16 protein-coding genes are annotated in these 19,794 nt (G+C 61.7%); 14 read left to right on the forward strand and 2 right to left on the reverse strand.

Features of this window, described 5'->3' with window-relative positions; genetic code table 11:
• The first annotated feature begins 381 nt into the window (after positions 1–381).
• The 8 genes from glnE (at position 382) to AACY08_RS09965 (ending at position 10,494) form a co-directional block, all read left to right on the forward strand.
• Positions 382–3,321, forward strand: a complete 2,940-nt coding sequence (gene glnE, locus AACY08_RS09930; protein WP_339469263.1) for a bifunctional [glutamate--ammonia ligase]-adenylyl-L-tyrosine phosphorylase/[glutamate--ammonia-ligase] adenylyltransferase — start codon at positions 382–384, stop codon at positions 3,319–3,321.
• A gap of 220 nt (positions 3,322–3,541) precedes the next feature.
• A complete protein-coding gene (gene waaF, locus AACY08_RS09935; RefSeq protein ID WP_339469265.1) occupies positions 3,542–4,576 on the forward strand; it encodes a lipopolysaccharide heptosyltransferase II in 1,035 nt (344 codons plus the stop codon).
• 1 nt (position 4,577) lies between these two features.
• Positions 4,578–5,639, forward strand: a complete 1,062-nt coding sequence (gene waaC, locus AACY08_RS09940; protein ID WP_339469266.1) for a lipopolysaccharide heptosyltransferase I — start codon at positions 4,578–4,580, stop codon at positions 5,637–5,639.
• A complete protein-coding gene (locus AACY08_RS09945; protein ID WP_339469268.1) occupies positions 5,639–6,763 on the forward strand; it encodes a glycosyltransferase family 4 protein in 1,125 nt (374 codons plus the stop codon). The genes waaC and AACY08_RS09945 overlap by 1 nt, the downstream gene beginning before the upstream one ends.
• Positions 6,760–7,566 carry a lipopolysaccharide core heptose(I) kinase RfaP gene (rfaP, locus tag AACY08_RS09950; protein ID WP_339415603.1) on the forward strand — a complete coding sequence of 269 codons (807 nt, stop codon included), beginning with the start codon at positions 6,760–6,762 and terminating at the stop codon, positions 7,564–7,566. The genes AACY08_RS09945 and rfaP overlap by 4 nt, the downstream gene beginning before the upstream one ends.
• Entirely contained in the window at positions 7,566–8,300 is a 735-nt protein-coding gene (locus AACY08_RS09955; RefSeq protein WP_339469269.1) for a lipopolysaccharide kinase InaA family protein, read from the forward strand. The genes rfaP and AACY08_RS09955 overlap by 1 nt, the downstream gene beginning before the upstream one ends.
• Complete coding sequence (locus tag AACY08_RS09960) at positions 8,297–9,049, forward strand: lipopolysaccharide kinase InaA family protein (RefSeq protein WP_339469271.1); 753 nt, start codon at positions 8,297–8,299, stop codon at positions 9,047–9,049. Before AACY08_RS09955 ends, AACY08_RS09960 begins: the two co-directional genes overlap by 4 nt.
• Positions 9,049–10,494, forward strand: coding sequence for a lipopolysaccharide kinase InaA family protein (locus AACY08_RS09965; protein ID WP_339469272.1), 1,446 nt, complete (start codon positions 9,049–9,051; stop codon positions 10,492–10,494). The genes AACY08_RS09960 and AACY08_RS09965 overlap by 1 nt, the downstream gene beginning before the upstream one ends.
• A gap of 7 nt (positions 10,495–10,501) precedes the next feature.
• Here the strand turns inward: AACY08_RS09965 and AACY08_RS09970 are convergent, their stop codons facing one another.
• Complete coding sequence (locus AACY08_RS09970) at positions 10,502–10,768, reverse strand: hypothetical protein (protein WP_339469273.1); 267 nt, start codon at positions 10,766–10,768, stop codon at positions 10,502–10,504.
• A 119-nt stretch (positions 10,769–10,887) separates the two neighbouring features.
• The gene (locus AACY08_RS09975) at positions 10,888–12,990 is read right to left on the reverse strand and encodes a TonB-dependent receptor family protein (protein ID WP_339469275.1); all 2,103 of its coding nucleotides are present in this window, start codon (positions 12,988–12,990) and stop codon (positions 10,888–10,890) included.
• A 198-nt stretch (positions 12,991–13,188) separates the two neighbouring features.
• Between AACY08_RS09975 and AACY08_RS09980 the strand changes: the two genes are divergently transcribed.
• The 6 genes from AACY08_RS09980 to AACY08_RS10005 all read left to right on the forward strand — a co-directional run bounded on the left by AACY08_RS09980 (position 13,189) and on the right by AACY08_RS10005 (position 19,793).
• Positions 13,189–13,545: a YceK/YidQ family lipoprotein gene (locus AACY08_RS09980; protein ID WP_339469277.1), complete on the forward strand. Its 357-nt coding sequence runs from the start codon at positions 13,189–13,191 to the stop codon at positions 13,543–13,545.
• 142 nt (positions 13,546–13,687) lie between these two features.
• The gene (locus AACY08_RS09985) at positions 13,688–15,445 is read left to right on the forward strand and encodes a carbamoyltransferase family protein (RefSeq protein ID WP_339469278.1); all 1,758 of its coding nucleotides are present in this window, start codon (positions 13,688–13,690) and stop codon (positions 15,443–15,445) included.
• Positions 15,429–16,559 carry a glycosyltransferase gene (locus AACY08_RS09990; RefSeq protein WP_339469279.1) on the forward strand — a complete coding sequence of 377 codons (1,131 nt, stop codon included), beginning with the start codon at positions 15,429–15,431 and terminating at the stop codon, positions 16,557–16,559. The genes AACY08_RS09985 and AACY08_RS09990 overlap by 17 nt, the downstream gene beginning before the upstream one ends.
• Positions 16,559–17,455: an antimicrobial resistance protein Mig-14 gene (locus tag AACY08_RS09995; protein WP_339469280.1), complete on the forward strand. Its 897-nt coding sequence runs from the start codon at positions 16,559–16,561 to the stop codon at positions 17,453–17,455. The genes AACY08_RS09990 and AACY08_RS09995 overlap by 1 nt, the downstream gene beginning before the upstream one ends.
• Complete coding sequence (locus AACY08_RS10000) at positions 17,452–18,837, forward strand: PIG-L deacetylase family protein (protein WP_339469282.1); 1,386 nt, start codon at positions 17,452–17,454, stop codon at positions 18,835–18,837. Before AACY08_RS09995 ends, AACY08_RS10000 begins: the two co-directional genes overlap by 4 nt.
• Positions 18,837–19,793, forward strand: coding sequence for a glycosyltransferase (locus AACY08_RS10005; protein ID WP_339469283.1), 957 nt, complete (start codon positions 18,837–18,839; stop codon positions 19,791–19,793). The genes AACY08_RS10000 and AACY08_RS10005 overlap by 1 nt, the downstream gene beginning before the upstream one ends.
• Position 19,794 lies beyond the last annotated feature (1 nt).

Raw genomic sequence — 19,794 nt, forward strand, 5'->3', positions numbered from 1 at the left:
CTTGCTCCAGGGCGGAAAGGCTACCAGAATCGGTTGCCTGAAGTTTGCGACTGGCCTTGTGGGCAGACGACATAAATTCTTGGATGGCCGAAGGTTGCTTCGGCGTCCTGTAGTTTTACTACAAATCGTCGGCCATTTCAGCCTTTCGAATGTATATACGAGTAGTAAAACTACACAAGACTGAGCGTATGGCTCGGTCTGGCTGGTGAGCATAATCGTTATTGTTGATCTTTTGCGAACAAGAAAAGGTGGAAGTTTAATGTTCCCTGCCAACAACTATAGATTTTCAGCTATTTATAACCTTTGTTCGACAGTCCTTCATGTAGCGCCAGTATCACGTCCACAGCAACAAGCCATTTACGCGCTGATCAAGGATAGACCATGAGCCTTCCAATGATGGCCGAACTGCCGGCCATTCTCTTGCCAAAAGCCCAGCGGGCCGAGCAGTCATTTCGTGACGCCGTGGCCGCGCTGGACGACGATCATGGACTTTCTGCGTGGACGCCGCAACGGTGGGCGGATTTCGTCCGCGTGTGCGCCGCCAGTGATTTCGTCATTGAACAGAGTGTTCGTGACCCTTTGATGTTGCTCGAGCTGGTGGCCTGGGGCGAGCTGGACCGGGGTTTCGCCCCTGGCGAGCTGTGCGGGCAAATTGCTGGCGCAGTGCAACAAGCCGAAACAGAAGACGAGCTGGGCCGTGTGTTGCGTCGCCAGCGTACTCGCCAGCAAGTGCGCATCATCTGGCGCGATTTGACCCGCCAGGCGGGCCTGGTGCAAACCTGCCGTGACCTTTCCGACATGGCCGACGCGAGCATCGACCAGGCCTACCAGTGGCTGTACCAGCGCCACTGCGCGCAGTTCGGCACGCCTACCGGCCGGCGCAGCGGCGAGCCGCAGCACATGGTTATCCTCGGCATGGGCAAGCTCGGTGCGGTGGAGCTGAACCTGTCGTCGGATATCGACCTGATCTTCGCGTATCCCGAAGGCGGCGAAACCGTCGGTGTTAAACGCTCCCTGGACAACCAGGAATTTTTCATCCGCCTTGGTCAAAAACTGATCAAGGCCCTCGACCCGATGACGGTTGACGGCTTTGTGTTCCGCGTCGATATGCGCCTGCGCCCCTACGGTTCCGCGGGCGCGTTGGTGCTCAGCTTCAATGCGCTGGAGCAGTACTACCAAGACCAGGGTCGTGACTGGGAACGCTACGCCATGATCAAGGCGCGGGTGGTGGCGGGCGACCAGGTGGCGGGTGCGCAACTGCTCGACATGCTGCGACCGTTCGTTTATCGGCGCTATCTGGACTTCTCCGCCATCGAAGCGCTGCGCACCATGAAGCAGTTGATCCAGCAGGAAGTGCGGCGCAAAGGCATGGCCGAGAATATCAAGCTGGGCTCTGGCGGTATCCGCGAAGTGGAATTTATCGCCCAGGCCTTCCAGCTGATCCATGGCGGCCGCGACCTCAGCTTGCAACAGCGGCCGCTGCTCAAGGTGCTCGGCACCCTGGAGGGTCAGGGTTACCTGCCGCCGGCGGTGATCGCCGAATTGCGCAATGGCTACGAATTCCTGCGTTATACCGAACATGCGATCCAGGCGATTGCCGACCGCCAGACGCAAATGCTCCCGGACGACCCGGAAGATCAGGCGCGCATTGCCTTTATGCTGGGGTTCGCCGACTGGGCCGCGTTCCATGAGCGCCTGATGTACTGGCGCGGGCGCGTGGATTGGCATTTCCGCCAAGTGATTGCCGATCCAGACGAAGAAGAGGGTGAAGAGAGCGAACTGGTAGTGGGCGGTGAGTGGTTGCCGTTGTGGGAAGAATCCCAAGACGACGAAGCGGCCTGCCGCCAATTGGCCGAAGGCGGGTTCACTGACGCGACCAAGGCGCTCAAAGCGTTGGCCGGCCTGCGCAGCAGCCCCCAGCTGCGTGCCATGCAGCGCCTGGGTCGCGAACGCCTGGATGCATTTATCCCGCGTCTGCTCGCCCAGTCTGTCGAACACGCCAACCCCGACCTGGTGCTGGAGCGTGTGTTGCCGCTGGTGGAAGCGGTCGCTCGGCGTTCTGCCTATCTGGTGCTGCTCACGGAAAACCCCGACGCGTTGCGTCGCCTGTTGACCCTGTGCGCCGCCAGCCCGTGGATCGCCGAACAGATCACACGCTTCCCGCTGCTGCTGGATGAACTGCTTAACGAAGGCCGTTTGTTCAAGCCGCCATTGGCGCCGGAGCTTGCGGCTGAGCTGCGCGAGCGCCTGACGCGCATCCCCGAGGACGACCTTGAGCAACAGATGGAAGCCTTGCGTCACTTCAAGTTGGCTCACCGCTTGCGCGTGGCCGCGTCTGAAATCGCCGGCAGCTTGCCGCTGATGAAAGTCAGCGACTACCTGACCTGGCTCGCCGAGGCCATCCTCGAGCAAGTGCTGGCCCTGGCCTGGCGCCAGACCGTCGCGCGCCACGGCTCGCCGCAGCGGTTGGACGGTACGCTGTGCGATCCTGGGTTCATTATTGTCGGTTACGGGAAAGTCGGCGGGATCGAACTGGGGCATGGTTCGGACTTGGACCTGGTGTTTATCCACGACGGCGACCCGCAGGCCGAAACCGATGGCGCCAAGCCGATTGATGGCGCGCAGTTCTTCACGCGCCTGGGCCAGCGGATCATTCACCTGCTGACCACCCAGACCAACTCCGGCCAGCTGTATGAAGTGGACATGCGCCTGCGGCCTTCCGGCGCCTCCGGGCTGTTGGTCAGTTCACTGGGAGCGTTTGATCGCTATCAACAAAATGAAGCCTGGACCTGGGAACACCAGGCATTGATCCGTGCGCGGGTGCTGGTCGGTAGCCAGGATGTGGGGCATGGGTTCGAACGGGTCCGGGCTAAAGTGTTGGGTCGGGAGCGGGATCTGGCGAAGCTGCGCCAGGAGGTCAGCGAGATGCGCGCCAAGATGCGTGACAACCTGGGTACCAAGACCACGGCGGCCGGCACTGGCGCCAATGCCTTCGAAGCCACGGCGGCGTTCGACCTCAAGCAGGACGCCGGAGGTATCGTCGATATTGAATTTATGGTGCAATACGCGGCTTTGGCATGGTCTGCGCAACATCCATCGTTGCTGCGCTATACCGACAATATCCGCATTCTGGAAGGCCTGGAGCAGGTGGGCTTGATGCCCGCCGCCGATGCCCACCTGCTGCGTGAGGTGTATAAGGCCTACCGTTCCGCCGCGCACCGCCAGGCCTTGCAAAACGAGGCCGGTACGGTGGCCGGGGATCAGTTCGCCGACGAGCGGCGCCAGGTGATGCGAATCTGGAAAGAACTGGGGTTAAGCTGAAACTTGATGAATTGAGCGACGCCGATCTGATGTGGAAACCGGCTTTATGTGGGAGCGGGCTTGCTCGCGGAGCAGGCGCTGCGGTCTGTCTATCGGGCCGCGGTGATGCCTTCGCGAGCAAACCCGCTCCCACACAAACCGGTGTTCACACAAACCCGGTCTTATAGTCATTATCGAGGCGGGGAGGCATAAGCCTCCCCGCATCGTTTGTGGAAACTACATGAATATTCTGATCGTTGGGCCCAGCTGGGTCGGTGACATGGTGATGGCGCAGACACTGTTTCAGTGCCTGCGCATGCGCTACCCAGACTGCCAGATCGACGTGCTCGCCCCTGAGTGGAGCCGGCCGATCCTTGAGCGCATGCCCGAGGTGCGCAAGGCCTTGAGCTTCCCGCTCGGTCACGGTGCCCTGGAGTTGGCGACCCGCCGCCGCATCGGTAAATCCCTGGCGGGCGAATACAACCAGGCGATCCTGTTGCCCAACTCGCTCAAGTCGGCGCTGGTGCCGTATTTTGCCGGCATCCCCAAACGCACCGGCTGGCGCGGCGAGTTTCGCTACGTGCTGCTCAATGATGTGCGCAGGTTGGACAAAGCCCGCTACCCGCTGATGATCGAGCGTTTCATGGCCCTGGCGTATGAGCCGGGTGCCGAGTTGCCCAAGCCGTATCCGCGCCCGAGCCTGCAGATCGACCCGGTCAGCCGCGACGCCGCCCTGGCCAAGTTCGGCCTGCAACTCGACCGCCCGGTCCTGGCGCTGTGCCCAGGGGCCGAGTTTGGCGAGTCCAAGCGCTGGCCGTCGGAACACTACGCCAAGGTCGCCGAGGCCAAGATCCGCGAAGGTTGGCAGGTGTGGTTGTTTGGTTCGAAGAAGGATCACCCGGTGGGTGAAGATATTCGCCAGCGCCTGATTCCCGGCCTGCGCGAAGAGTCGGTCAACCTCAGTGGTGACACGTCCCTGGCCGAGGCCATCGACCTGCTGTCCTGCGCCGATTCGGTGGTGTCCAACGACTCCGGCCTGATGCACGTCGCCGCCGCGCTGAACCGCCCATTGGTGGCGGTGTACGGCTCCACTTCCCCTGGTTTCACCCCGCCTTTGGCCGATAAGGTCGAAGTAGTGCGCCTGGGCCTGGAGTGCAGTCCGTGCTTTGAGCGCACTTGCCGTTTCGGTCACTACAACTGCATGCGCCAATTGCTGCCGCAACCGGTGAACGAAGCCTTGCAGCGGTTGCAGGGCTCTGTGGTCGAGGTCCGATAGTTTGCGCGTACTGGTAATCAAGACCTCATCCCTGGGCGATGTGATCCACGCGTTGCCGGCACTGACCGACGCAGCGCGGGCGATCCCCGGCATTCAATTCGACTGGGTCGTGGAAGAAGGCTTCGCCGAGATTCCCACCTGGCATCCGGCGGTCGACAAGGTCATCCCGGTGGCAATTCGTCGCTGGCGCAAAAACATCTGGCAGACCCTCAAAAGTGGCGAATGGCGGCGCTTCAAGCAGCAGGTCCAGTCGACCAAGTACGACCTGGTGATCGACGCCCAAGGGCTGCTTAAAAGCGCCTGGCTGACCCGCTATGTACGTGCCCCGGTAGCCGGCTTCGACAAGCACTCGGCCCGCGAGCCGTTCGCAGCACGCTTCTACTCCCGGCGCCTGGCCGTGGCCCGCGGGCAACATGCGGTGGAGCGTTTGCGCCAACTGTTCGCCGTGGCGCTGGGTTATGACTTGCCCAAAGGCTTGGGCGACTATGGCCTGAGCGTCGACAAGCTGCTCGGCCTGCCGCCGAAAAAGCCCTTCGTCCTGCTGCTGCATGGCACCACATGGGACACCAAGCACTGGCCCGAAACCTACTGGCGCGAGCTGGCCGAACGCATGGGGCGCCTGGGTGTGGACGTGAAATTGCCCTGGGGCAACGCCGCCGAAAAAGCCCGCGCCGAACGCTTGGCCCAGGGCCTGCAAAACGCCGAAGTGCTGCCCAAGCTGAACCTGGCCGGTGTCGCCCGCGTATTGGCCGGCGCCCGCGCCTGCGTTGCGGTGGACACCGGTCTCGGTCACCTGGCTGCTGCGCTGGACGTGCCGACCATTTCCCTGTTCGGCCCGACCAACCCTGGCCTCACGGGTGCCTATGGCAAGGGCCAGATTCACCTGGCCAGCGACTTCCCCTGCGCGCCCTGCCTGCAAAAGCACTGTACCTATCAACCGACGGCCGACGACCTGCGTCGGTTCGACATCACGCGCGAGTCGCCCCTGTGCTTCACGCGCCTGAACCCTGAGCGTGTGGCAAGCCGACTGAGCACGTTGTTATTGGCTGAGGAGCTGCACTGATGCAACTGGCTTTTGTTCTGTACAAATATTTCCCCTTCGGCGGCCTGCAGCGTGACTTCATGCGCATCGCCCTGGAATGCCAGCAGCGCGGCCATCAGATTCGTGTCTACACGCTGATCTGGGAAGGCGATATCCCACCCGGTTTCGAAGTGCTGGTGGCGCCGGTCAAGGCGTTCTTCAACCATCGGCGCAACGAGAAACTCAGCGCCTGGATGGAGGCCGACCTGGCCAAGCGCCCAGTGGACCGCCTGATTGGTTTCAACAAAATGCCTGGCCTGGACGTGTACTACGCCGCCGACGGCTGCTTTGAAGACAAGGCGCAAAACCTGCGCCATTCGCTGTACAAAAGCTTTGGCCGTTATCGCCACTTTGCCGAGTACGAGCGCGCGGTGTTTGCCAAGGATGCCAAGACCGAAGTCCTGATGATTTCCGAAGTGCAGCAGCCGCTGTTCATCAAGCATTACGACACCCCGCTGGAACGCTTCCACTTGCTGGCGCCGGGCATTGCCCAGGACCGGCGCGCGCCGCCGAACGCCGCCGAGATTCGCGAAGGTTTCCGCCAGGAATTCAACCTGGGCGCAGACGATCTGTTGCTGGTGCAGATAGGCTCCGGCTTCAAGACCAAGGGCGTCGACCGCAGCCTCAAGGCCGTGGCCGCCTTGCCATCGGAGCTGAAAAAACGCACGCGCCTGTTTGTAATTGGCCAGGACGACCCCAAAGTATTCCAGTTGCAGAGCGCCACGTTGGGGCTGGGCGATAACGTGCAGTTCCTCAAAGGCCGCAGCGATATCCCGCGCTTCCTGCTGGGCGCCGACCTGTTGATCCACCCGGCGTACAACGAAAACACTGGCACCGTATTGCTCGAAGCCCTGGTGGCCGGGCTGCCGGTGCTGGTCTCGGCGGTGTGTGGTTATGCCCACTACATCCATGAGGCCGACAGCGGCCTGGTACTGGATGAGCCGTTTGAACAAACGCAGCTGAACCAGTATTTGGCCCAGATGCTCACCGACACTGCACAGCGCGCGGCCTGGAGCCGCAATGGGTTGGCCTTCGCCGAGACGGCCGACCTCTACAGCATGCCGCAGCACGCGGCAGATGTGATTCTGGCGGAGCCAAAACGATGAAATTGATTCTTGCCGAACCGTTCAAGACGTTGTGGGCCGGGCTTGATGCCTTTGCCGAAGTCGAGAAACTGCAAGGCCAGGTATTCCGTGAGCTGGCGGCGCGTCGCACCTTGCGCACCGAGGTCGATGGCCGCCCGTTTTTCGTGAAAATCCATCGCGGCATTGGTTGGGCGGAAATCTTCAAGAACCTGATCACCGCCAAGTTGCCGGTGCTCGGCGCCGGCCTGGAGTGGGACGCCATCCACCGTTTGCAGGCACTGGGTGTGCCGACCATGACCGGCGTGGCGTTCGGCGAAAAGGGCAGCAACCCGGCGGACCAGCATTCGTTCATCATCACCGAAGAGCTGGCGCCGACGATCAGCCTGGAAGACCTGACGATCAATTGGGTGGCCGAGCCGCCTGCGCCTGCGTTGCGCCACGCCCTGACGGCTGAGCTGGCGCGCATGGTCGGTGATATGCACCGAGGTGGCGTCAATCACCGCGACTGCTACCTGTGCCACTTTCTGCTGGACACCTCGAAGCCCATTGATGCCAGCACGATCAAGCTGTCGGTGATCGACCTGCACCGTGCCCAATTGCGGGCCCATCTGCCGCTGCGCTGGCGCGACAAGGACCTGTCGGCGCTGTACTACTCAGCGCTGGAAATCGGCCTGACCCGCCGCGACAAGCTGCGCTTTCTCAAGGGCTACTTCCGCCAACCGCTGCGCCAGATCCTGGCCGAGCAATCGGCGTCGTTGAGCCTGATGCAGCGCAAGGCCGACAAGCTCTATGCGCGCAAGCAACGTTACGGGGATGCAATCTGATGGCGGGCTGGATTCTGGAGCCTGCCTACGCCCACCTGGCGGATGATTTTGGAAGCCTCGAAGCCGTCTTTGCCCTGCAAGGCGAGCGACTGACCCACGACCCGCTGTCGGAGGTGGTCCGGGTGGAGCGCGGCGGGGTCAATTACTACGTCAAGCGCTACGTCGGCGCCGGCAAGGGCTTGCGGCGTTACCTGGGCAAGCCCAGGGTCAAGTCCGAATGGCAGAACCTCAAGCGCTTCGCCAAGTGGGGCATTCCCACTGCCGACGTGGTTGCCTGGGGCCTGGAACGCAAAGGCCTGGCCTACGACCGTGGTGCGATGATCACCCGCGAGTTGCCGAGGACGGAAGACCTGTCGGTGCTGGCCGAGCGTAATGATGCACGCCTGCGCGATCCGAAGTGGGTCGACGCGGTGAGCCGCCAGCTCGCTGAATACACGCGCACCCTGCACGATCATCGGTTTACCCATAACGATTTGAAGTGGCGCAACCTGCTGATCGACGACCAGACCACCCTGTACCTGATCGATTGCCCCAACGGCGATTTCTGGCGCGGCTTCTGGCTCAAGTACCGTATTACCAAAGACCTGGCCTGCCTGGACAAGGTGGCCAAGTATCACCTGTCCGCCACTCAGCGCCTGCGCTTCTACATGCAGTACCGTCAGCGCCGGCACCTGAGCGCTTCGGACAAGCAGCGTATTCGCCACGTGGTGAAGTTTTTCGAGGGACGTGAATGAGTGATTTCCTGGCGGCTGAAGACCGTGCGCTGCTGGAGCGCAACGGCCTGGCGACGTTCGATGCCCTATGGGCCAAACAACTGGATGCGGTGGACGAGCCGAATACCAGTCGCGGCGGCTGGAGCAGCGTGTTTCGCCTGGAGCTCGACGGCCACGGTTACTACCTCAAGCGCCAGAGCAATTACCTGACGCGCAGCCTGCACCGCCCCTTTGGCGAACCGAGTTTCTCCCGCGAATTCCGCAATATCAGCCGTTACCGCAAGCTCGGTATTCCGGCCTTGCAAGCGGCGTTCTATGGGGAGCGCAAAGTCGCTGGCGAACACCGCGCGATGCTGTTGACCCGCGCCCTGGACGGCTGGAATGACCTGGATTCGTTGCTGGAGCAGTGGCCTTCACTGAGCGATGCCCAGCACCGTGCGATCCTGCTGGCCTGTGGCCAACTCGCACGCCGACTGCACAGCGTCGGCCAGGTGCATGGCTGTTTCTACCCCAAGCATATTTTCCTGCGGGCCACCGGTGACGGTTATGCCGCGCAGTTGATCGACCTGGAGAAAACCCGCCCGCTGCTGTTCGGCTGGCGTGATCGGGTCAAGGATCTGGAGCCGTTGTTGCGTCGCGCACCACAATGGTCCGATGCTCAGGTCTGCCAACTGTTGGCGGCGTATCTGGAACAGCCTGAGGGCAGCGAGTTGGTCGCCACTTGGTTCCAGCGCCTTGGCGCCCGTCGTAGCCATAAGGAAAACCGTTGATGCGTTTGTCCGAGCTGAAAACCGCCGGCCGTACTCCCACCCTGCCGCTGACGATTGAGCTGGTCGATGCGGCGGGCCCAGGCCAATTGCAACTGCTGAGCCTGTTGCGTGTGCTGCCGGGCGAGCGCTACGTAGGCGCAGCGGTGTGGCGCGGGCGTCCGGTGCTGGCCAAGTTGCTGGTGGGCAGCAAGGCGGCGCGGCACTTTCAGCGTGAACTCAACGGGGTGCGCCTGCTCGCCGAGCAAGGCCTGACCACTCCGTTGTTGCTGGCCGATGGCTTGCAGGACGGCGAGGGCGGTTGGCTGTTGTTCGAATTTATCGAAGGCGCCGAGAGCTTGGCGGATGCCTGGCACGCGGTCGAAGGCCTGCCGCCCTTGGCCGACGAGCAAACGGCGGTGCTTGCCGAGGCATTGGGTGCGATTGCCCTGATGCACACCAAAGGCCTGTGGCAGGAAGACCTGCACCTGGACAACTTGCTGCGTCGGGACGGAAAGCTGTATTTGATCGATGGTGCCGGGATTCGCGTGGAAGAGGCGGGCAAGCCCCTGTCGCGCAACCGCGTACTGGAAAACCTTGGGGTGTTTTTCGCCCAATTGCCGAAGCATCTCGAGCCGTTTAACGAAGAGCTGCTGGTGTATTACCTGCTGGGCAACGGCGAGCACGCGTTGCCCTTGGAGGCCTTGGAGAAACAGGTGCGCAAGGTCAGCGCTTGGCGCCTGAAGGACTTTCTCAACAAGGTCGGTCGCGAATGCACGCTGTTCAGTGTGCTGCGCGGGCCGTTTGCCCTGCGTGTAACCCGTCGCGAGGAAGAAGTCGCGATGCTGCCGGTGCTGGAACAGGCCGATGCCTTGCTCGAGCAGGGCCACTTGTACAAGGCCGGTGGAACCGCCACGGTGGCCAAGGCCGAAGTGGCGGGTCGCCCATTGGTGATCAAGCGTTACAACATCAAGAGTTTCGCCCACTGGTTCAAGCGCTTCTGGCGCCCAAGCCGTGCCTGGCATTCCTGGCGTGAAGGCAATCGCCTGGTGTTCCTCGGTATCGCTACGCCCAAGCCGCTGGCCGTGCTGGAAAAGCGCTTTTTCGGCCTGCGCGGTCGCGCTTACCTGATTACCGAATTCCTGCCGGGGCCGGACATCATCGAGCGCTTTGCGCCTTACGTTGAGAACGGTGACGCGCCGGAAAACGAATTGCTCGCCCTGGATCACCTGTTTGCCGAGCTGATCCGCGAGCGCATCAGCCATGGCGACTTCAAGGGGCATAACCTGTTCTGGGACAAGGATCGCTGGTCGTTGATCGACCTGGATGCCATGCGCCAACACAGCACCCAAGCCAGCTTCGCCCCGGCGTTTGCCAGGGACCGCGCGCGGTTCATGCGTAATTGGCCGCAGGACAGTGCGTTGTATCAACTGATTGATCAGCGCCTGCCCAAACAGCTCGAGGCCTGAAGGCCGGTTACTGAGCCTTGACCAGCGTCGTACGAATGTCGAACTTGTTCTGAATATTGTCCTGGCTGGCGAAGAAGTACCCGTAGTCCTCCAGGTACATGACGGTGCTGGTGGCGTGGTATTGATCGCCAGCGGCGGTGCAATTGAGCGCTTTGGCATTGCCGCTCAGCGCCGAGTTGAGTGTACTGGCCGCCAGTTCGCGTTCCACGACGCAGGTCGAATCGCGGGACAGCAGGCGCTCCTCTTCGGCGGTAGTGCGATTGCGCTCCTTCACCTTGAACCCCAGCCTAGCGCGACGATAATCGCGATGTGTTTCATGAGCGTTCCTTGCAGGCTAGAGGGGGATCAGGGCCTTTCGACCGCCCGCATCGCGGCTTGTGCGCGGCGGGCTGATCAGAATTGGTACTCCGCGCCCGCACCCGCATACCACGAGCGACCCGGTGCCGCTTCGTAGTAGCGGTTGCTGCCATCGCCGACGATCACCGAGCCGACGTACTGGCGGTCGAGCAGGTTATCCAGGCGCAGGGTCTGGTGGAAGGTCCAGTGTTCGACCTTCTGCTCGAAACGCGCACGCCAGTTGAGCACGCTGTAGGCCGGTGCGGCGTGTTGGCTGTTGGTGTCCTCGACGTAGACCTTGCTGCGGTAAATGCCTTCGATGGCGGTGCTGACCCAGTCGCGGGGCTTCCAGTTCAGTTCGGCGAACAGCGTGTTTTGCGGCACGCCGGGCAGGTAGTTGCCCTTGTCGACGGCGGTGCTGCCGCCGCTGACGAATTCGCTGTCGTAAGTAGCTTGCAGGCGGGTGTAGGCGAGGCTGCTGCTCCACTGTTCGCTGAGCTGGCTTTCGAGGCCCAGTTCGAAACCGCGGCGCAGGGTGCGGCCGGCGTTTTGGTAAGTCGTGCGACCACCGCTGGATTGCTGAACCACTAACTCGTCTTCGGTGGTGATTTGGAACACGGCAGCGTTGATGCGGGTGTCCTGGCCGACACGTGCTTTCAAGCCGACTTCATACTGTTTGCTGACCGATGGCTTGAGCGCGAAGTTGAAGCTGTTCGAGTTGCTTGAATAGGCGGATTCAGCTTGCGTCGGCGTTTCAAAACCTTTGCCGGCGCTCACGTAGCCGTGCAAGTCAGGCGTAAACGCGTACATGACGCTGACCGATGGCGTGTTTTTCTGGTAGGTCTTGCTGCCGCTGTCGTTGCCGTCGCTGAGGAAGTGGTCGTCCACGTCCATCTTCATGGTGCTGTGGCGAAGGCCGGCTTGCAGGGTCCAGTCCCCCAGTAGCCAGTTGGCTTGCACGAACGGGTCGAGGCTGGTGGCGGTGTCGATTTCATCACGGCCGAGTGCGCCTTTGACGCCGTGCACACCGTTGACGGTGTTGGAATAGCCTTGGCGATCATCCTCGCTGCGGTCGTAGTCGAGGCCGGCGATTAGCGTCAGGTCGCCGGGTGTGCTGGTGATGGGTTGCAGCCAGTGGACGGAACCGCCGTAGAACTTGCGGTCGAAAGCCACCACACCGCCGCGAGCATTGGCGGGGTTTTTCACGCCACTGGCGAACTTGTCAGGAATCGACAAATACTGAATCACACTCCGCCGTCCCGTATACCCATTCACCTGCAACGTCGCATCGCCGATATAGCGCTCGTAATTCATCCCCAATTGCTGATGATCGATACTTTTGCGCGTGTTGTACGTCAGCGCATTCGCACTCACCGAGCGTGGATCGGCCTTGTACGCTGACCACGTCTGCCCTAGCGGGTCCTGCGTGCCATTCTGCTCCAGGCTGCTGTAGATCAGCGCCAGCTTGCTGTCGTCATCCGGCTGGAAGTTGAGCTTGGCAAAGGTCTGGTCACGTCGCGCGCTGCTGTGGTCGCGGTAGCCGTTGGTGTCCATGCGCGAGGCGTCGATCACGAGGCCTGCGCCGTTGGTGGCGCCCTCGGCGGTCAGGTGGTTTTTGTTCAGGCCGTTGCTGCCCACCAGGGTTTCGGCGCCGATGCGCGGCGGGCCTTCGCCGTCGCGGGAGAACATCTGGATCACCCCGCCGGCATTGCTGCCATACAGGGTGGCTGCCGGCCCACGCAGGACTTCGATGCGCTCGGCGGTGTCGAGGTTGAAGGTGGCAGCCTGGCCCTGGCCGTCGGGCGTGCTGGCCGGAATGCCGTCGGCGATCAGCTTGATGCCGCGCACGCCGAATGCCGAGCGGGCACCAAAGCCTCGGGAGGAAATCTGCAAGTCCTGAGCATAGTTCTGGCGGTTCTGCACCACCAGGCCGGGCACGCGGGAGAGGGCTTCGGAGGCATTGATGCCGAGTTGACCGTCGCTGATCTGTTCACGGTTGATGCCGTCCACCGAGTAGGGCAGGTCGAAGGTCGGGCTGGCGCTGCGTGAGCCGCTGACCACGCTCGGGTCGAGGACCAAAGGCGTGTCATCGGCCAGTGCCGTATTGCTCAGCGTGAGCAGGCCTGGCAGCAACAGGGTGAAGCGGGCGAGGGTGTTCATCAGTCAGCCGGAATCCGTGGCGCGCATGGGAGGTAAACGCGCAAAGGGGCGCGAGTTTAGTGAATCAGGCGAGTTTTATCATTTAGGAATCGTCTTACGCAGCGAATCGGTGTTCCCGCCCTGGGTCGCCATCCGTTGTGATGTTAGCGTGGCCAGCCTTGGCAGTAACAATGGCTGAAGGGTCAAAAGGGTGGGGTCATGAGGATTACGTCGAAAGTCTTGTGGGTTGCGGTGTCTTTTTCGCTGGCCGGTTGCGGCACCATCAATACCGTCTTCCGACCCGACGCCGTGACCAGCCAGAACCTCAAGGACTCACGCAGCCATTGCGAAAACGTGCCGCGCATCTACAGCGGGGTGATCTACGGGTTTTGCACGCTCAATGGCGAGCCAGCGTCTGACAAGAGCCTTAAGGACAAGAGCCTGATAGACCATGGGGGCAGCGTGTTGCCTATCCTCGCCGTGGAGTTCGTCGCCTCCGGCGTGCTGGACACCCTGGTGCTGCCCTACACCATTTACCGCCAGAATAGGGACGGCAGCATCGAGACCTTCCGCTGATCCCTCTTGACGCTTGTCGCTAACAGCTCCCCACTGCTTTTAAGCTATAATCCCGCCCTTTAGCTGTTTCCTGCCCAGGCAGGGGGCACACTTTTTTCAGGCGTAACCCGCCTGCATGCAGACTAAAAGAGGCTAGACCCCTGTGGCATTGACGATTCTTGGCCTGTCCGGCGCCCTTAGCCATGATCCTTCCGCAGCCTTGTATATCGACGGCAAGCTGATCGCGGCCGCCGAAGAAGAGCGCTTCGTACGCGACAAACATGCAAAGAACCGCATGCCTTACGAATCGGCGAAGTTCTGCCTGGAACAGGCCGGTATCAAGCCTTCCGACGTTGACGTGGTCGCGATCCCGTTCGCCCCGATCAGCCTGTTCGGCGAGGCGCGCTGGCACTACGCCAAGCGTTACTGGTACGCCCCCGACCGCGCCCTCGACGCGATCCTGATGGGCAACCGTCGCTACAAGCGCTACCGCAACAAGATCGTCTGGTGCCTGGAGCAACTGGGCTTCGATCCTAAGAAAATCAAGATCGAACCGGTTGAACATCACCTGGCCCACGCCTCGAGCGCCTACCACTGCTCTGGTTTCCAGGAGAAAACCGCGATCCTCGGGATCGACGGTAAAGGTGAGTACGCCACCACGTTCTTCGGCTACGGCGAAAACGGCAAGATCCACAAGATCAAGGAATTCTACGATCCAGACTCCCTCGGCGGCCTGTATGGCGCGATCACCGAGTTCCTCGGTTTCGAGATGCTCGACGGTGAGTTCAAGGTCATGGGCATGGCGCCGTACGGCGATGCCAGCAAGTACGATTTCTCGCGCCTGGCCTCCTTCGAGAACGGCGAGTTGGTGATCAACACCGACTACGCCAACGTCATCGGCCTGCGCCGCTACAAAGAGAAGGGCAAGGGCTTCTACTTCTCGCCAAAACTGATCGAGTGGCTGGGCCCAAAGCGCGAAGGCGATATCGCCGACGAGCCGTACATCCACTACGCCGCCAGCATGCAAGCGCTGTTCGAGAAACTGGCCCTGCAGATGATCGACCACTACCTGGGCGACATCCTCAAGGACACCGGCAAACTGGCCTTCGCCGGCGGTTGCGCGCTGAACGTCAAGCTGAACCAGAAGATCATCGCCCGTGACGACGTCAAAGAGCTGTTCGTGCAGCCGGCGTCGGGCGATGCCGGCACTGCGGTCGGTGCGGCGGCATATGTGTCCCACGCCCGTGGTGTGCCGGTCGAGAAGATGGAACACGTCTACCTCGGCCCGTCCTACAGCAACGAAGACGTGATTGCCGCGTGCGCCAAGCACGAGAGCAAGCCGAACTGGCGCAAGATCGAGAACATGCCACAGCGCATCGCCAAGATCATGGTCGACGGCAACCCGGTGGCCTGGTTCCAGGGCCGCATGGAGTTTGGTCCGCGTGCCCTGGGCGGTCGTTCGATCATCGGTTGCCCGAGCGCCACCGGTGTGGCGGATCGCATCAACCACCAGATCAAGTTCCGCGAGCGCTGGAGGCCTTTCTGCCCGTCGATGCTCGACACCGTGGCCCCGCAGATGATCAAGGTCGATCACCCGGCGCCGTTCATGACCTTCACCTTTGAAGTGTCCGAAGAGTGGAAGACCCGCGTGCCGGAAGTGGTCCATGAAGATGGTACCTCCCGCGCCCAGGTGCTCAAGCGCGAATACAACCCGCGCTACTACGACATGATGAAAGAGCTGGAAGTGCTCACCGGCAACGGCGTGTCCCTGAACACCTCGCTCAACCGTCGTGGCGAAGCGATGATCTGCTCGCCGACCGACGCGCTGAACATGTTCTTCGGCTCTGACCTGCAGTACCTGATCATGGAAGATATCCTGGTCGTCAAGGACGGCGTGGACGCTTATGACGCGCTCGGCTGACCGCCACGTCCTGCAGTTCTGCCACGGCTATGACGGGCCATTCCTCGATTGTGCGCGGCAGTACGCCAGTTTGTTCGCAGGGTCAGGCTACAAGGTGACCACTGTGTTTCTCACCGGGGTCGCCGACCCTGAGGTGGCGGCCGGTTGCGCCAGTGATGAAGTGTTGTTCATGGAGTACAGCTCGAAGGCCATCCGTGGCCTCAAGCTGGGCGCCATCGCCGAGATGCGCAAGATTGCCGCGTCGCGCAACTTCAGTTTCTGCATCGCGCACCGCGCCAAGCCGATCTACATCGCGCTGCTCGCCACGCGCTTGCAGGTGATTGGCGTGCATCACGCTTTTGGCGACTACCAGCGCCGGGGGCGTCGGCTGTTTGCAACGATTTTCCGCCAGCGCCTGAGTTTGTTGGGCGTCTCCGATGCCGTGCGCGATGACATCCGTCGCTGCCTGCCGAAATGGCCGGCGGCGCGTATCCAGACCTTGTACAACCGCATTGATGTCGAAAACCTGCAGGCCCAGCAGGTTTCGAAGGATGAGGCGCGCGACGCCCTTGGCTTGTCGCCGGATGAGTGGGTGGTCGGCAATGTCGGCCGCCTGCACCCGGACAAGGATCAGGCCACGTTGCTCAAAGGTTTTGCCCTGGCATTGCCAACGTTACCGGCTGAAAGTCGTCTTGCGATCCTCGGCACCGGGCGCCTGGAGCAGGACCTGAAAGAGCTGGCGCGCGAGCTGGGGATTGCCGACAAGGTTGTGTTTCTCGGCCAGGTGCCGGAGGCGCGTCGCTATTTCCGTGCGTTTGATGTGTTTGCGTTGAGCTCCGACCACGAACCCTTTGGCATGGTGTTGCTGGAAGCCATGGCGGCCGGCGTCCCCTTGCTCGCCACCGCCTGTGGCGGCGCGCGGGAAGTGGTTGAGGGCGTTGGTATCCTGTTTCCCTTCGGCGACGGCGAGCACCTGGCCCAAGGGCTGGGACACTTGGCTGCGATGGATCAGCAGCAGCAGCGCCAGTGCGCCGAGTTAATGCTGGAGCGCCTGCACGCACGATTCTCGGATCAGGCGGTGCGCGCTACTTTCTGGCAACTGCCGCATGTCATTGAACTGACCGCGAGGGCTTGATGCTCAATCGATTTCAAGGCTGGCGCGAGCGCGGCTGGTCCGTCGTCGATGCGCCTGCATACAGCGAGGCCTGGCAGCGTTTTGGCGGCAGCGTCGCGACGCATCCGCAAGTGATCGAACGCCTGGCCGGGTTGGCGCAGATTCCGGTGCGTTACTTGGCCTGGGAGCAGGCGGGTGAGCTCAAAGCGTGCATTGCCACCTGGGGGCGCGACCTGGCGCTGTCCAAGGATGTACTTAAGCGCCGTGGCAAGAAAGGCCTGTTCGATCTGGGCAATGCCGAGCTGATCCTGCCGGCCGCCGCCGACGCGCAGGCGCCGCTGAGGCAGCGTGCGCGCTACCTGTCTGCGCTGAACGAAGGGCGTTTCAGCGGCCTCAAGCTTCAGGCCGAGCAGTTGGCCATGGCGCGCACGCCCGAAGAACTGTCGAAGAAGTTTCGCTACAACCAGCGCCGCGAACTGCGTTTGCTGGAAGAGGCGGGCGGCGTGGTGCGGTCGGTCAGTGAGTTTTCCAGTGCGGAGCTGGCGTCCATCTACTGTGACCTGTTCCTGCGCCGCTGGGGCTTCACCGCCACAGGCGCCGAGCGCATGGCCGAGGTGATCGAGCTGATGCGCGAGTGGTTGATCGGCTCGGTGATTTTTCTGAATGACGCACCCATCGCAATCCAGTTGGTGTATCGGGTCGAGTCGCCGCAATGGATCAGTGTGGAGTACGTCAACGGTGGGGTCGATCCTGAAACTCGCGCCTTTAGCCCCGGCAGCGTGCTGAGCTTTCTCAATACCCAGAACGCCTGGGAGCAGGCACGCGAAGTCGGCAAGCCACTGCGCTTTTCCTTTGGCCGCGCCGACCGCGAATACAAGGACCGTTGGTGCAACCCTGTGCAGGTATTCAGCGTATGACCCGCAAGCAGCAATTGCTCAAACGTCACCGGCGCAACAAGCGTACGGCGCTGATCATTGGTGTGTTGCTGCTGTTGCTGGTCGGCATACTGGTGGTCTGGTGGTTACCGTTGCTGTTGGCCCTGCTGGCCTGGGTGGCCCATGAAGCGTGGTTTGCCGACCACCTGTTCTACGCGCCCAACGAAGATTACCAGTACCGTTTCGCGGCGGATGCCGAGCTGGCGGGCGTGCGCTTGGAAAATGGGCGCTTGCTGCTGGATCAGGCGGTGGACGCGGACGCGACGGTGGTGCTGGCGATCAAGGTCAAGAGCACTTGGCTGGGGCGGTTTTTTGACCCGAGCGTCGAGCTGGCGGGCGATCGGCAAACCTTTGAGCGTGGTGTCAACGGCGTGCGTTACCTGAACCTCAGCGGTTTGGCGCTGAGCGACTTAACGTTGCGCGGTCGCCATTGCCGATTGCTCGGCACGCCCCGTCTGTGGGCCTGGACCCATCCGGACTACCGCGCACAGCGCGTAATGGTGATCGCGCCCCACGCCGACGATGCTGAATTGGCGGCCTTCGGCCTGTACAGCCAGGCTGAAAATCCCTGGATCGTCACCCTGACGGCAGGTGAAATCGAAGCCGAGCATTATGAGCAGATGGGCCTGGACGCGGTCGAAGCCTCGCGCATCAAAGGCCGCCTGCGTGCCTGGGACAGCATCGCCGTGCCGCTCTGGGCGGGAGTGCCCCAGGCCCACTGCGTGCAGCTGGGCTATTTCTGCCTGCAATTGCAGGCGATGCAGGCCGCGCCGGACCTGCCGTTCGCCTCCCGCGAGGCAGAGCTGACGGACGTGCGGCCATTCCGTCAGTTCAACCCCTTTCCATTACCGGCGGACAGCGACGGCCTGCCCACCTGGAACAACCTGTTGGCCGACCTGCGCCAAGTACTGTTAATGGCGCGCCCGGAAGTGATCGTGTTGCCGCATCCGGTATTGGACCCGCATCCAGACCATGTCTGTGCGCAGCAAGCCGTGATGGAGGCGCTGCAAGGGCTGGAGTGGCAGCCGACCACTGTGCTGGGCTATGCCAACCACTTGCATGACAATGATCGTTGGCCAATGGGCGCCTCCGGAGCCGGTATTGCGTTGCCACCGTTGTTCGACGCGACCGTGGAGTTGCTGCCGTGCAACCTGCCGCTGACGTTGGCGCAGCAGCGTGATAAGGCCATGGCGCTGGGCATGATGCATGACTTGCAGCCGGCACCGCCGTTCAAGCGCCGTGTGCGACGCTGGTTGCAGCGGGTGTTGGCAGGTCGCGCGAAATCGCCCTACGGTGAGAACGAATTTTTCCGTAAGGCCGTACGACGGCATGAGTTGTTCTGGCGTTTGGGAAAGGATAAGTAATGAAAGTCTTGTTTCTGGTGCAGAAAGAGCAGCGCGCCATCCTCGACCGCTTGTACGAAGGTGTGGCCGAGCACTGCGAATGTGATATCCGCTGGTTGAGCAGCGATGAGCAGCGCAACCTGCGCGGTTACTTTCGGCGCGAAGTCGACGTGACCCGTTACGACCGTATTGTGTTCTTCCTGCGCTTCAAGCAGGAAATCCGCCAGGCCGGGTTTATCCGTACGATCCCAAACCTGGTGATCCTCGAGCACGACGCTTACCAGAACTACATTCCCTGCAAGTACACCGGCAAATTCAGCGCCCACTACCGTCGCTTGCCGTGGGTTCGCGTGATCAGTTCAGGCTACATGGTGACCGAGCGCCTGCGCGCCGAAGGTTTCGATGCGGTGTTCGTGCCCAAGGGCTATGACCAGGCACTGCTACAGCCCCAGGATCGTGAACGAGATATCGAACTGGCGTTTGTCGGTAGTACCAACAGCGTGGCCTATAGTGGTCGCAAGGCTCTGCTCGATGAACTGGCGCGGGTTGAACCTTTGGTGGTGACGCGCACCAAATCGGGTGAGGAATACTGCGCGACCCTCAACCGGATTCGTTTTTTCGTCAGTGCCGATGTGGGCATGGGCGAGTACATGATCAAGAACTTCGAAGCCATGGCCTGTGGTTGCGTGTTGCTGGCCTTCGATCAGGGAGCCGAGGAAAACGCGGCCCTCGGGTTCGAAGACATGGTCAATGTGGTGTTCTACAAGGACATCCCGCAGTTGCAGGAAAAACTGGCCGTGCTGCGGGCCAACCCGCAGTTGGCGGCAGACATCGCGCGCAGTGGGCAGGACTTGGCCGTCGGCCAGTTCGGTTTCGCCCGTATCGGCCAGCGTATTGTCGAAGTCCTCGAGCCGCCCTTGCGGCCTCGTGCGCCATTGAATGTGCTGGAAAGGTTGCGTCTGAAGGTGGGCGTTTAAT

The sequence above is a fragment of the Pseudomonas sp. EL_65y_Pfl1_R83 genome (assembly GCF_963970695.1).
Lineage (GTDB): Bacteria > Pseudomonadota > Gammaproteobacteria > Pseudomonadales > Pseudomonadaceae > Aquipseudomonas > Aquipseudomonas tritici.

Bases quoted from the DNA above. Each gene is read 5' to 3' on its own strand.
- glnE (WP_339469263.1), top strand. From the start codon at position 382: ATGAGCCTTCCAATGATGGCCGAACTGCCGGCCATTCTCTTGCCAAAA.
- waaF (WP_339469265.1), top strand. From the start codon at position 3,542: ATGAATATTCTGATCGTTGGGCCCAGCTGGGTCGGTGACATGGTGATG.
- AACY08_RS09945 (WP_339469268.1), top strand. From the start codon at position 5,639: ATGCAACTGGCTTTTGTTCTGTACAAATATTTCCCCTTCGGCGGCCTG.
- rfaP (WP_339415603.1), top strand. From the start codon at position 6,760: ATGAAATTGATTCTTGCCGAACCGTTCAAGACGTTGTGGGCCGGGCTT.
- AACY08_RS09955 (WP_339469269.1), top strand. From the start codon at position 7,566: ATGGCGGGCTGGATTCTGGAGCCTGCCTACGCCCACCTGGCGGATGAT.
- AACY08_RS09960 (WP_339469271.1), top strand. From the start codon at position 8,297: ATGAGTGATTTCCTGGCGGCTGAAGACCGTGCGCTGCTGGAGCGCAAC.
- AACY08_RS09965 (WP_339469272.1), top strand. From the start codon at position 9,049: ATGCGTTTGTCCGAGCTGAAAACCGCCGGCCGTACTCCCACCCTGCCG.
- AACY08_RS09975 (WP_339469275.1), bottom strand. From the start codon at position 12,990: ATGAACACCCTCGCCCGCTTCACCCTGTTGCTGCCAGGCCTGCTCACG.
- AACY08_RS09980 (WP_339469277.1), top strand. From the start codon at position 13,189: ATGAGGATTACGTCGAAAGTCTTGTGGGTTGCGGTGTCTTTTTCGCTG.
- AACY08_RS09990 (WP_339469279.1), top strand. From the start codon at position 15,429: ATGACGCGCTCGGCTGACCGCCACGTCCTGCAGTTCTGCCACGGCTAT.
- AACY08_RS09995 (WP_339469280.1), top strand. From the start codon at position 16,559: ATGCTCAATCGATTTCAAGGCTGGCGCGAGCGCGGCTGGTCCGTCGTC.
- AACY08_RS10000 (WP_339469282.1), top strand. From the start codon at position 17,452: ATGACCCGCAAGCAGCAATTGCTCAAACGTCACCGGCGCAACAAGCGT.
- AACY08_RS10005 (WP_339469283.1), top strand. From the start codon at position 18,837: ATGAAAGTCTTGTTTCTGGTGCAGAAAGAGCAGCGCGCCATCCTCGAC.